14 protein-coding genes are annotated in these 12380 nt (G+C 44.2%); 6 read left to right on the forward strand and 8 right to left on the reverse strand.

What is annotated here, in order from left to right; translation table 11 throughout:
- On the forward strand, positions 1-181 hold a 181-nt coding region (locus FKN93_RS17600), incomplete at its 5' end, for a hypothetical protein (protein WP_212755115.1).
- A 134-nt stretch (positions 182-315) separates the two neighbouring features.
- Here the strand turns inward: FKN93_RS17600 and FKN93_RS03740 are convergent.
- From FKN93_RS03740 to FKN93_RS03750, 3 genes are all read right to left on the reverse strand, one after another.
- Positions 316-984: a ChrR family anti-sigma-E factor gene (locus tag FKN93_RS03740; protein WP_170904519.1), complete on the reverse strand. Its 669-nt coding sequence runs from the start codon at positions 982-984 to the stop codon at positions 316-318.
- Positions 981-1565, reverse strand: coding sequence for an RNA polymerase sigma factor (locus tag FKN93_RS03745; RefSeq protein ID WP_170904520.1), 585 nt, complete (start codon positions 1563-1565; stop codon positions 981-983). The genes FKN93_RS03740 and FKN93_RS03745 overlap by 4 nt, the downstream gene beginning before the upstream one ends.
- 202 nt (positions 1566-1767) lie before the next feature.
- On the reverse strand, positions 1768-2364 hold the full coding sequence (locus tag FKN93_RS03750; RefSeq protein WP_170904521.1) for an LON peptidase substrate-binding domain-containing protein: 597 nt from the start codon (positions 2362-2364) through the stop codon (positions 1768-1770).
- Positions 2365-2689: 325 nt separating this feature from the next.
- Here FKN93_RS03750 and FKN93_RS03755 point away from each other — a divergent pair, with 325 nt between their 5' ends.
- The gene (locus FKN93_RS03755) at positions 2690-3496 is read left to right on the forward strand and encodes an outer membrane protein OmpK (protein WP_170904522.1); all 807 of its coding nucleotides are present in this window, start codon (positions 2690-2692) and stop codon (positions 3494-3496) included.
- A 163-nt stretch (positions 3497-3659) separates the two neighbouring features.
- On the opposite strand, the gene FKN93_RS03760 is transcribed toward FKN93_RS03755, so the two are convergent.
- The gene (locus FKN93_RS03760) at positions 3660-5651 is read right to left on the reverse strand and encodes a bifunctional metallophosphatase/5'-nucleotidase (RefSeq protein ID WP_170904523.1); all 1992 of its coding nucleotides are present in this window, start codon (positions 5649-5651) and stop codon (positions 3660-3662) included.
- Between the two features lie 228 nt (positions 5652-5879).
- Between FKN93_RS03760 and panE the strand changes: the two genes are divergently transcribed.
- Complete coding sequence (panE, locus tag FKN93_RS03765) at positions 5880-6767, forward strand: 2-dehydropantoate 2-reductase (RefSeq protein WP_170904524.1); 888 nt, start codon at positions 5880-5882, stop codon at positions 6765-6767.
- Positions 6767-7366, forward strand: a complete 600-nt coding sequence (locus FKN93_RS03770; RefSeq protein ID WP_170904525.1) for a DJ-1 family glyoxalase III — start codon at positions 6767-6769, stop codon at positions 7364-7366. The genes panE and FKN93_RS03770 overlap by 1 nt, the downstream gene beginning before the upstream one ends.
- A gap of 6 nt (positions 7367-7372) precedes the next feature.
- On the opposite strand, the gene csdE is transcribed toward FKN93_RS03770, so the two are convergent.
- From csdE to FKN93_RS03790, 4 genes are all read right to left on the reverse strand, one after another.
- Positions 7373-7804: a cysteine desulfurase sulfur acceptor subunit CsdE gene (gene csdE, locus FKN93_RS03775; RefSeq protein ID WP_170904526.1), complete on the reverse strand. Its 432-nt coding sequence runs from the start codon at positions 7802-7804 to the stop codon at positions 7373-7375.
- 74 nt (positions 7805-7878) lie between these two features.
- Positions 7879-8688 (reverse strand): tRNA cyclic N6-threonylcarbamoyladenosine(37) synthase TcdA, encoded by an 810-nt coding sequence (tcdA, locus tag FKN93_RS03780; RefSeq protein WP_170904527.1) that lies wholly within the window; start codon positions 8686-8688, stop codon positions 7879-7881.
- Between the two features lie 87 nt (positions 8689-8775).
- Positions 8776-9879 carry a murein transglycosylase A gene (mltA, locus tag FKN93_RS03785; protein WP_158137907.1) on the reverse strand — a complete coding sequence of 368 codons (1104 nt, stop codon included), beginning with the start codon at positions 9877-9879 and terminating at the stop codon, positions 8776-8778.
- A 71-nt stretch (positions 9880-9950) separates the two neighbouring features.
- Positions 9951-10358 (reverse strand): DUF2850 domain-containing protein, encoded by a 408-nt coding sequence (locus tag FKN93_RS03790; RefSeq protein ID WP_170904528.1) that lies wholly within the window; start codon positions 10356-10358, stop codon positions 9951-9953.
- 240 nt (positions 10359-10598) lie between these two features.
- Between FKN93_RS03790 and argA the strand changes: the two genes are divergently transcribed.
- Positions 10599-11936 (forward strand): amino-acid N-acetyltransferase, encoded by a 1338-nt coding sequence (gene argA, locus FKN93_RS03795; RefSeq protein WP_040904660.1) that lies wholly within the window; start codon positions 10599-10601, stop codon positions 11934-11936.
- 251 nt (positions 11937-12187) lie between these two features.
- Positions 12188-12364, forward strand: a complete 177-nt coding sequence (locus tag FKN93_RS03800) for a hypothetical protein (protein ID WP_004395889.1) — start codon at positions 12188-12190, stop codon at positions 12362-12364.
- Positions 12365-12380 lie beyond the last annotated feature (16 nt).

A 12380-nucleotide genomic window follows, 5' to 3' on the forward strand; every position in this document is an offset into this window, starting at 1 on the left:
TCTCGTGGTCATGCCTGATTTACTGCATCGCACTTCTCGTCGAGTCGTTGGGCTATTCTATCTATTGCTAGGTTACCCAAGTCGACACAGCCTACTATCAGATTTCTGTTCGTCATCACCACGTTTTGCCATTTGCTTCCTTCAGATTTCACCTCACGATGAACACCCTTGCATAGGCTAACGGTTCCCGCTCGACTGAGCCCGTAGAGGACTTTCACCTCCTAGATCAACGCCATGCTCGGCGCACAATAAAAAGCCCATAGGTATAAACCTACGGGCTGAAACATGAAGGGCCGATGCTAACAAATCGCTCGTTTAGGGATACATGCCTTTGCCAAATAAATTAAACACTCGCGCGACACCTTGAGTGAAGATCATCGGTTCAGTGAGAATGGCTAAACATAAGCAATCTTGCCCAGCATCGGTTTGTGGTGCATGGCAAATAGAAGCGTCACGTTGGATAAAATCGCCGACCTCATAATGCCCCTCTTCATCACGGAAGCCACCATGCAAAACCAAAGTAGATTCGATGCCCTTGTGGGTGTGTTGTGGCACACTCACCGCTTGATTGATATACATTAGGCTCATCCGCACCTTATCTTCGCTGTGTAAAGGAAGCGAGTAAACCTTACCACCAAAATTGCGCCATTTAGTGTCAGCAGGGATCAAACGTCGTAGAGCCGTAGGAATCGCAATCACTTTGCCATTAACCTTAATGGTCACCGGTAAAGACTCAGAGACCAATACTGGCGCACTTGGCACTGGGGTCGTAATAATCTCTGCCAGCATGCCACTCCAATCATCACTGGATAACTCTTGCTCTAGCGCAATCAGTTGCTCACCCTGCTGATCTTCAAATTTTTTAACCACCTGACGACAGTGAGCACACTGCTCAATGTGTGTCGCTAAAGCGATCCCATGACAAGCATCAACATTGCCTTGGGCATACGCTTCAAGTAATGATAATTCGGGATGATAACTCATAACGGCTCCGCATCGATCGAGGTTCTTAGTTTTTCTACAGCTAACCGTAGACGTGATTTGACGGTTCCAAGAGGAATATCAAACATTTCCGCGACTTGTTGGTGCGGTAAATCTTCCAAATAAACAGCTCTTACAACTTTTTGCTGTGACTCTGGCAGTAAATCGAGAAACTTAACCACTTGCTCTTTCAGTCTTTCATGCTCTGGTGAATAGTGGTCAATTAAATCTGGTGGACAGTAATCCGTCGGCCAAATGTCATCAGCAAGTACATGTAGCTCCCTGCCTTTTTGCTTACGCATTAAGTCGTAGCAGAGATTACGAGCTATCGTGTAGATCCAGGTGGACAGTGAGCTTTTCTGGCTATCAAACAAATGCGATTTTTGCCATAACGCCGCCATGGTCTCTTGAACAATTTCCATCGCAACCTGCTCATTGCCTAACTGCTTCATCACAAACTGCTTTAAACGAGGAGAAAAAAAGTGGAAAACCACACCAAAAGCGGCTTTATCCTGTTGCTGCACCTTTTCCATACAATCCGCCCAATCATCACGGGTAAAGGTTTGTGGATTTTGACTCGTCATAGGATACCTGTCCTTGCAAAACCTTGGCTTGAGATATCTCCCCCAATAATACATGCTACGTAAGAGAAACTATCGTGGATCACTTACTGGCAATAGGAAGATTTCAATACCTAGAGAAAGATTGATTATATACCCAAATGGCTGAAACGGGCAGATAAGCCAACATTCGAACAGATATAATCACTCGATTTCGACTTTCTCACTACCGCCCTTCGCCAGAACAATCGTTATAGATTTCAATCTTTTGTGTAAGGAAAGATAAGGCAGGATGGCAGTTGTCGTGACCCACTAGACCTTCCCATTGAGTTTTCGACAACGGTAAAATCTCTAACCAGCGCTGGGCTACCCAACTGGCATCATCAAAAAATCGATGTGAATAAAGTTGCCCCACTTGCGGAAACTGTTGATAAATTTGCTGTAACTGCTCACTCAACAATAGATGCTGCTCAGATAACGGGGCCGTCGGCCAATTGGTTAACCAACGAACCGCCGCTTTGCGTAACCCATCCGACTCACTGCGTACTTGTTCAATAAAAAAACGCTTAATGCCAACAACGGTGATCCCTAATAAACCATCGTCTAAGGTTTCAAAATCAACAATCTTAACCCAAGTACCGAGGTACGAAAGCTGGTGACGTTTGTCTGTAGATTTATTATCCAATAAACAGACACCAAATCCGCTATTGGCTTTGCTGCATTCCGCAATCATTCGTTTGTATCTAGGTTCAAAAATGCGCAACTTCATTTTACCTTCCGGCAATACGATCGAACTTAACGGAAAAAGCATAATTTCTTGCATTATTCCTCCCTCTATTGTTACTGATGTTTCTCCTGTTTACGAAATAGACAGCCAAGGGATCACTTACCGATTTTGTTGCTTTTGTGAATGGTTTAAAAAATATAACCAAAGGCAATAATAAGACTCACACCTCAATAAAAATGCAAACCAATGTAACAAGAATGATTTGATGAATAAAAATAAAATAGTGTGATGCGCATCAATATAAACAAGTAGTTTTGCACTCTATATCACTTTTAATTGAGAAATTTGTCGCTATTATGCTCGACAATTAGCAAGGACAACATTCAGCCTTGTAAGTTCACTCAACAAAGAGAGTTCCCCTATGCGTAAATCACTTTTAGCTCTTGGCCTCATGGCTGCTACTTCTGCTCCTGTTATTGCTGCTGACTATTCTGACGGCGATATCCATAAGAACGATTATAAATGGGTGCAGTTTAACTTGATGGGTTCATTCGACGAACTGCCAGGTAAATCAAGCCACGATTACTTAGAGATGGAGTTTGGTGGTCGCTCAGGTATTTTTGACCTGTATGGTTACGTTGACATATTTAACCTAACCAGTAACCCAAGTAGCGATAAAGCAGATAAGCAAGCAAAAATATTTATGAAATTTGCACCACGTATGTCTCTAGACGCATTAACCGGAAAAGATCTCTCTTTTGGCCCAGTGCAAGAACTATACGTAGCGAGTGAAATTACTTGGGATGGCGTTAATACTACAGACACGACCTTTGGCGTAAACCAACAAAAAATCGGTTTAGGTTCAGATATAATGGTGCCATGGTTAGGAAAAATTGGATTAAATCTATATGGTAATTATGACTCTAACCATAAGGATTGGAATGGTTTCCAAATTTCAACTAACTGGTTTAAACCTTTCTACTTTTTTGACAATGGCTCATTTGTCTCTTACCAAGGTTACATCGATTACCAATTTGGCATGAAAGATGAGTACAGCGCAGAAAGCAGCGGTGGCGCGATGTTTAACGGCATCTACTGGCATTCCGATCGCTTCGCGGTTGGTTACGGCCTAAAAGGCTATAAAACTATTTATGGACTTGAAGATGGCGGCTTTGCGGGTAAAACGACTGGCGTTAGCCACTACGTAGCCGCCATCTACAAATTCTAACCGTTTATTATTCAATACCGTAATAGGGAGAAGCATTGGCTTCTCCCTTTTTTTATTGAGTCACACTGATTTCTTTGACAGTATCGAGTAAAAATGAAAAAGCGGTTCTTCATCTAAAGAACCGCCTTAATAATCACAAATGTTTGCTTAACCAAGATAACGATTAATTAATTCGATTCAAGGTCACGACTGGGTAATCCAGCGCTTCTAATACTGGCTGTTGTTCAGCAATGTATTTCACTACGGCGCGCGCATCGGTATTACATACGACATTATCCGCTTTACAATTGAGTTCATGGCCTTGATAGCGTACTTGATAACGCCCAGCGACTTCTTCAATGTGACTGACAGGGAAAGCGGTCAAGTTACCATCGACATAAGCAAAATCGACTCGACCAGATTGCTCTTTTTGCGCTTCAAATAATGGTGTCCAACCATCATTACCAGTCGCGTTGTAGCTATTCATCGCCACATTGTAGATTTTATTATCCTCTAATGGGCTCCAGATTGGCTCATTCAATGTACCGGTATTAACTTCAATTAAACTGAGAGTCCCTGCTTGGTGTTGAACGGTTTCATCAAACACATAACGCAAGTTACCACCATACGGGAATTTCCCTGCGTGAGCGGTAGGCGGCAACGTTTCACTGACGGTTTTCTCGATCAATGCTTTAATCACCGAACCTTTCACTGGCAGAACAGACATAAAGTTAGCAAAAGGCAACATTTCTAACGTCACGTCCCCTTCACGATATTCACCTTCAGCAATATTGGTGCGAATGCCACCGGCTCCGGTCAGTGCAAAGTCGGCTTTCATTCCTGTCAATCGCACCACTTCATCGCTCGCCGCCCAATAATATTGTCCCAATGCGACAATCGGTGCGACTCGCGAGCCGTGTTGATCAGAGTTATTATCGCCTGGTCGACGAGCATGGCGAATTTCCTGTGGCACATTGGCGATCACATCACCATACGCTTTCTCAACCGCAGGCTTGTATTGGCTATCGATATGAGCACGCAATGCGGCTTCTTCGGCGGCTACTGCAATATTACGCTGACGCTCAATAAAACGGAGGGCTTTACTGCGTTCATCGTCGCTAAAGGCACTCTCTTGCTGACGATTAGCTTGATGATAAAACTCGTCGTTGGTCAGCAAAGTATTATGGCCAGCACACGAAATCAGTTCGCCGTCACTATCAAACGCGACCGTCGTTTTACCAATCGCTTGAGCAAACTCTCCGGCTTGAACAACACAAGTTTTACTGGTGCCATTCGGGTTAGTGACTAACTGAGCATAAATACCGTTATTGCCCAAACCTAGGTTAGTAAAATCGCCCAATAGTGAGTGAGAGTGACCACCAACAATCAAATCAATCCCATTCACTTTACTGGCAATGTCTAAATCAATCGCATTACCGACGTGGGTGACGGCAATGATGTTCTTAATACCCAGAGCTTGCAGTTCATCAACGGTCGCTTGCGCGGATTCAACCATATCAAAAAATTGAACGTCTCCAGTATTCGGAGCAATATTAGGCATATCATCCAGTGCTAATCCGAAAACCCCCACCAACGGTTTATCAGTTGGTAGTTGGCTCATATCATCAAAACGCTGTTTCGCATAACCATCGAACGCATACAAAACGTACGGCTTTAGATTGGTTTGATCTTTTAAATCTTTATCTAAACTGGCATCAATATTAGCGGCAAGAACAGGAAAGTTGATCCGATCTAAAAATGCATTCAATTTTTGGTTATTTAAATCAAATTCATGGTTACCTAGCGCCATCGCATCGATACCCATTCGGCTCAGAATATCCGCATTCATCAGCCCTTCATTCAATTTAAAGTACGCACTACCCTGCCACGCATCACCACCATGTAAAAACAGCATGCTTTGATTGTTTTTTTCAGCTTGTTCACGGTAGGTATTGGCTTTGGATAAAATGCGTGGATGGCCGCCAAATTCGTTGTACACACGCTGTTGATTGATATAAAAGCTTGAACGAACCGCATCAAAACTGGAATGAGTGTCATTAATATGGGCAATGGTCAGTTCAAAAGCCGCTTGTTCAGCACTCTCTTTATCTGTTTGACTGCATCCTAATAACGCAAGGGCGATGGTACTGGCGAGTATGGCACGATTAAATCGCATAAATTTATTTCCTTATTTTGCTTAAAGTCACAGAGCCGCTGTAATTTACCGGAAAAAACATTAAAATTCCGTGACATCACGGGAATTATTTAGTTCAACTATTCTATTCAATAATTGAATAAATGATTAATTAACTCACCAGCGCGGCTTGCCGATTCGTTTTTTTATCGCCATCATCGGCTACCATAAACAAACAAGCATCATCCGCCCTAACTACAGGTAAAATTGATGAATATCGTTATATTAGGCCCTGGTGCAATCGGACGTTTATGGGCTTATCAATTACATAAAGCTGGCCATCAAGTCGCATTATGGGGAACCCAGCCAGCGGGAGAGCGTTGCCTTATTATGGATGATCTGCCGCCGATCACTCTCGCTTATAATCAACCAGCGACTCTTGAACAGGCTGACTTACTGCTCGTTTGTGTTAAAGCGTGGCAAGTAGAAACCGCCTTGCTTCCTTTGCTCGATAAGCTTGCTCCACAAACCATATTACTGTTTATTCATAATGGGATGGGGGCACTCGACACACTCACAGAGCCGCTCTCTGATCACCCACTATTGATGGCAACCACCACTCATGGGGCGTTAAAACAGGGCGCACATCATGTTATGCACACCGGACAAGGCACCACCCAATTAGGCGCCGTCAACGCTCAAGGCGAGCGCTGTGATTTTTTGGTTGATGTCCTCAACCATGCCTTACCCCACGTTTTATGGACAGACAATATTCGCTATGCCTTATGGCACAAGCTAGCAATTAACTGCGCGATTAATCCACTTACAGCAATAGAGAACTGTCGCAATGGGCAGTTAGCGGACGCTAACTATCGACCATTACTCAATCAGTTAATTAATGAACTGGTGAGCGTTATGCGAGCCGAACAAGTGCCAATCGAACTACAACAACTCACCGAATCTATTGATCGCGTTATTGAGGCAACAAGTCAAAATTACTCATCAATGCAGCAAGATGTTGCCCATCAAAGGCCAACCGAGATAGACTTTATTACTGGTTATGTCATAAAAAAAGCGGCTCAACACAGTTTAGCCGTACCAGTCAACCAGAACCTTTATCAACATATTCATTCACTACAACAACGTTGGATACCTTAATGACCAAACATATATTAGTTCCTATCGCTCCCGGAACCGAAGAAATGGAAGCAATAACGATTATTGATATTTTGGTTCGAGCCAACTATGAAGTGGTCGTTGCCAGTGCCGATTTTTCTGGCCAATTGACAATGAAAGCCTCACGCGGCGTGACCTTAACCGCTGATTGTAAGTTAGTGGATGTGGCGGATGAAGAATTTGCAGCGGTGGTATTACCGGGCGGCATTGGCGGAGCGGAAGTATTTCGCGACAGTACCTTACTGGTGGAAATCGTCAAACAGCAGAAATACGATGGCCGTTTAGTCGCGGCGATTTGTGCAACCCCTGCCGTGATGTTAGAGCATCATCAACTCTATCCAAAAGCGATCATGACTTGTCATCCCAGCTTGCAAGAACGTATCCCTGAGCAACGCTGGCGCAATCGGCGTGTCACCTTTGACATTAATCACAATCTCTTAACCAGCCAAGGGCCAGGCACAGCACTGGAGTTTGCGATTGAAATTATTGCTCAACTTTCAGGCAAACAACGAGCTAAAGAGGTTGCGCTCCCCCTGATCCCACTGCCGCAATTGCATTATGATAAACAGGAAGAAGCGTAGGTAGCCTTAGGCAATTTCTGTGCGTATTTTCTCGACAATCGCTTTCAGGCCATTGCCACGAGAAGGACTGAGATGGTCAAGTAATCCCAAATCGGAAAAATACGCATCCATATCAAAAGCCGCTATCTGCTCACCAGTTTTCGCGTTTAATGCGGCTAAAACCACAGCAATCAAGCCACGTACGATACGCGCATCGGAATCGGCGCAAAATAACCAGCCATCCTGTTCATCTTGCCCGCTGACTAACCAGACCTGACTTTCACATCCTGCGACAACGGCTTGATCACTTTTTAAGCGCTCCTCCATAACAGGCAATTGCTTACCCCAGAGGATCAGCTGCCGATAACGCGCTTCCCAACCTTGTAATGACCGCATAGTGGCAAGAATGTGCGCATCAGTAATAGTGAGACCAAACGGATGGTTAGGCAAACTGGACATCAATAATATCTCCGCAACGAATGATGAGTTAAAGGTCTCGACACTGCAGCAACTGACTCAATTGCTGCAGATATTTACGCTGAATGTTTCTGGATAAGTTTATCAATGATTCGGGCAACCGCGACAAAACCAAAGGTTGCCGTCACCACAGTTGCAGCGCCAAATCCACTGGCACAATCCATACGCTTAGGCCCTTCCGCGCTTGATTTAGCGGCGCACACCGTACCATCGGCTTGAGGATATTTAAGTTGCTCAGTTGAAAAAACACACTCAATGGCAAATTTACGTGCCGGATTAGTTGGAAAATGATGATCACGACGCAAGCGATCTTTCAGCTTTTTCGCTAAAGGATCTTGAATGGTTTTCGTTAAATCAGCGACTTTAATCTGGGTCGGATCGGTCTGACCTCCAGCACCACCAATAGTAATCACTTTGATTTTATTACGGCGACAATAAGCCAACAGAGAGGCTTTAGCGGATAAACTATCAATCGCATCTAAGACATAGTCCATCTGGTTATTAAGGTATTGAGCTTGATTGTCCGAGTCGATGAAGTCATCAACCAAATTGACCTTACAGTCAGGGTTGATCAATGTCACTCGCTCAGCCATGACCTCAATTTTGCTTTTGCCTATCGTGCCCGTCATTGCGTGAATTTGACGATTAATATTGGTGACACAGACATCATCCATATCGATCAATGTCAGCTCGCCGATACCAGAGCGAGCCAGAGCTTCCACTGCCCATGAACCAACACCACCAATCCCAATTACGCACACATGAGCGGCACGGAGGATCTCCACTTGTCTATCACCGTACAAGCGGCGAGTACCGCCAAAACGCTGATTGTAATTGTCTGAGGCAGGCGTATCGAGTTCACGCATAACAAGCATCCACACTGTATAAAAGAGGCAAAAAGAAAGAGTGCGATTTATACGCACTCTTGATAAAAAAGTCTAGGCTGTGTCGTGTTATTGTCGTTTTTCAGGTGGCAAAGCCCAAGGCGCTTGTGTCGCTGAGTTCTCTAACCCCAGCTTCCATACTCGGCCAAAGTGCTTATAATGCCCCGCTTCAATACCAGCGCGATACCCCATGCCATGATACAAATCGAGGTGATTTTGTTTCACAGCGCCGCCAGTATCAAGCACGATCAATAAACGCAATTGATGCACACCAGACCAGCTTCCATCAGCATTCAATAAAGGAACTTCAGCTAAAATAGGCGTACCCATGGGTAAAATAGTGCGATCCCCTGCTACCGCAGCCATCGGTAATAGAGGGATACCCGCGCTACCCGTGACAGGTGCGGCAGCACTGGGGCGGAAAAAAACATAAGAAGGATTTTGCTCTAATAACTCGCGTACCGTCGGCTCATCATTCGCTAGCACCCACTCTTTAATCGCTTTTAACGACATATTGGCGCGCTCAACCAAACCTCGTTCAATTAAAATACGGCCAATACTGACATAGGCTTTATTATTTTTACCGGCATAAGCAAAGTATTCGAGCGTGTCATCATCTTCAAAATGAACAAAACCGCTGCCTTGCACTTCCATAATAAACGGATCAATCAAGTTGGCGGCATAACCAATTTCTAAGCCTTGCCCAGAGAGTGCACCAGCGTAGATTTCTGCTCGGGTTGGACAGTTATCGCTACAATCCGGTAGAGCGTACACCGGATAACGATAGACTTCATCGGCGGTATGGCGCAGTTCCATTACTGGTGAAAAATAGCCCGTAAAAAGAACATTACCTCGTTTATCGCCTCCACCCATTTGCGCGGTTTGCACACCAAATTGCGCCAGATCAGCGGGGTCGCCGCTTTGCATCGCCCACTCATTAAGCTTTTCATACAAAGGTTGATAGATCGCCGCCATAGAAGGCGAATTAATCACCACTTGCTCACTTTGTGCGGCAAACTTAGAAAAATCACGCGGGGTATTGGAATGGAGCTGCTCAACCTGATTTAAGATATGAGGAAATTGATCATCAGTATATTGTTGCGCGCGGTCGGTCGGCTGAGCACAGCCAAACAGAAGCGCTAACGTAGCACAAGAAAATAATCGTTTTATCACTGGGAGTTATCCATGTTGGGTTTCATCAAAAAGCATGACAAACTCCACAGTGAAGCGCAATGGCTGAATTGTTAACGAAGGTTTTTTTGATGCTTTCCTGACAATTGAAATGTCGGGTTATAATGCGCTTTGGAGACTAGCCGCATTTCTGTGTATTGATCATTGAGCATCCGATACTCCATCTTTTGATCACCGATATAAAAACGCAAATGCCGCCCGTTAAAGTCATAATGAGTTGTCACCATACGTCCATCAATCATAATCGCATCCGCTTGGACATAAATTCTTTGCGCGGCATACGGCGCGACATTCTGCTCTATCCACAATCCATAAATATCACTTTTTGATGGTGAAAAAGAATCGGCTAAGCGATTAAATACTTGGCTGTACAGTAAAACCACCACCGAAACACCAAGCAGAACAGCGACAATTAATATTCGCTCTAACCATTTTTTATTACGAGTTGAATTCGTACTCACTTGCTTATCTCATCGTCAATGAGTGGCTCTTAATACTATCCCCATAAAAGTCCCTCTTATTACTCACAGCTCTTGGGGTAATTAGGTATAAAACCATACAACCCATCTCCCAAGAAATGACTAAGTCTTTTCTTGACCAAATCCATCATAAAAAATCTCCATTTTATCGCTAAAACCGCTTGTTAAACACTGAATAAAAAGTCATTATTTATACATATTTAAACACTTCGGTATGATAAAGTGAAAATTCGTAGCACAGCCTTAGTCAAAGGATTTAGACAATCCGCGCCTTATGTTAACGCTCATCGCGGTAAAACCATGGTGGTCATGATTGGCGGCGAGGCAATAGCAGATAAAAACTTCGCTAATATTATTAGCGATTTAGCCTTACTGCATAGCCTTGGCGTTAAAATAGTATTGGTTCACGGTGCTCGTCCACAAATCAATCAAATTTTGCAGACTCACCAACGAACCACCCCCTACCATAAAGGTATTCGCGTGACTGACGAAGAAGCGTTAAGGTTGGTTATGCAAGCCGCTGGACAATTACAACTAGCGATTACTGCTCAATTATCCATGAGTCTCAACAATACGCCAATGGCTGGCACCCAACTTAACGTCGTAAGTGGTAATTTTGTTATCTCTCAACCATTAGGTATAGACGATGGTGTCGACTATTGCCACAGCGGTCGTATTCGTCGCATCGATATTGACAGTATTAATCGTACCCTTGAGCATGGATCGATTGTGTTACTAGGGCCTATCGCCAGCTCAGTCACTGGCGAATGTTTTAATCTGTTATCCGAAGAGGTCGCGACTCAAGTCGCGATTCGCCTTAAAGCCGATAAGTTAATCGGTTTTTGCTCTGAACAAGGCATTATTGATGAGCAGGGCAATGCGATTGCCGAGCTGTTACCCAATGAAGTCGAACACATTGTCGAGCGTTTAGAGTCATGTCCTGTTGCAAAAAGTGAGGACCCAACAGGGACCTTACGTTTTCTGCGCGCGGCGATTGCCGCTTGTCGAGCTGGCGTACCACGCAGCCATTTGATCAGCTACAAAGACGATGGCGCACTGATTCAAGAATTGTTCTCTTTTGATGGCATTGGAACTCAAGTAGTGATGGCGAGTGCCGAACAAGTCCGTCAGGCGAGCATTGATGATATTGGTGGTATTTTTGATTTGATTCGTCCATTGGAAGAGCAAGGCATTCTCGTGCGCCGCTCTCGCGAACAACTCGAACAAGAAGTTCATAAATTTACCATTATTGAAAAAGATCGCTTACTGATCGGCTGCGCCGCTCTTTACCCCTATCCTGATGAAAAAATGGCGGAAATGGCTTGTGTGGCTATTCACCCTGAATACCGTGATGGCAATCGAGGGTTACTGTTACTCAACCATATGAAACATCAAGCAAAACAAATGGGTATTCAACGTTTATTTGTATTAACTACCCACAGCTTACATTGGTTTAGAGAACAAGGCTTTATTGAGGTCGGGGTCGAATCCCTCCCAGTGGCTAAACAAAGTTTATATAACTACCAACGTCGCTCAAAGATTTTAGTCTTGCGTTTATAGTCCAAGAATAGCCAAGGTACGGCGCGCCCCAAAAAATAGCAACGAACTGCATATTCATTGCACAGTAAATGAACGCTTTATTTCTGTGTAGATTATGGGTAGAATCCGCCTCCTGATGAGATCTGTACAATTAATATACAGACCTCATCCATACCCTCAATGCTTCAGGAAACCAATGCTTGAGGGTACGACCTAACCATCGGTATGCAAGGATTGCTTTTACGACCACACGTACTTAAGAGCAACAATTGATGAAAACTGTTATTTGTAACTCATTACAAAGCTTTTGGGATATGGCCGATAACCAGTTCCTTGAAGGTCACGCGGTACACTGCGTATTTCCAACCAGCGACCAACTTCGTGCTTTTATCCTGAGCTCTCAAAGCCGCTATAAAATCAAAAACATTACCTTTACTCATGCCTTTTAGCGCGTTCGGCTTACCC

It is taken from the genome of Vibrio sp. A8-1 (assembly GCF_013048685.1).
GTDB classification, from domain to species: Bacteria; Pseudomonadota; Gammaproteobacteria; order Enterobacterales; family Vibrionaceae; genus Vibrio; species Vibrio metschnikovii.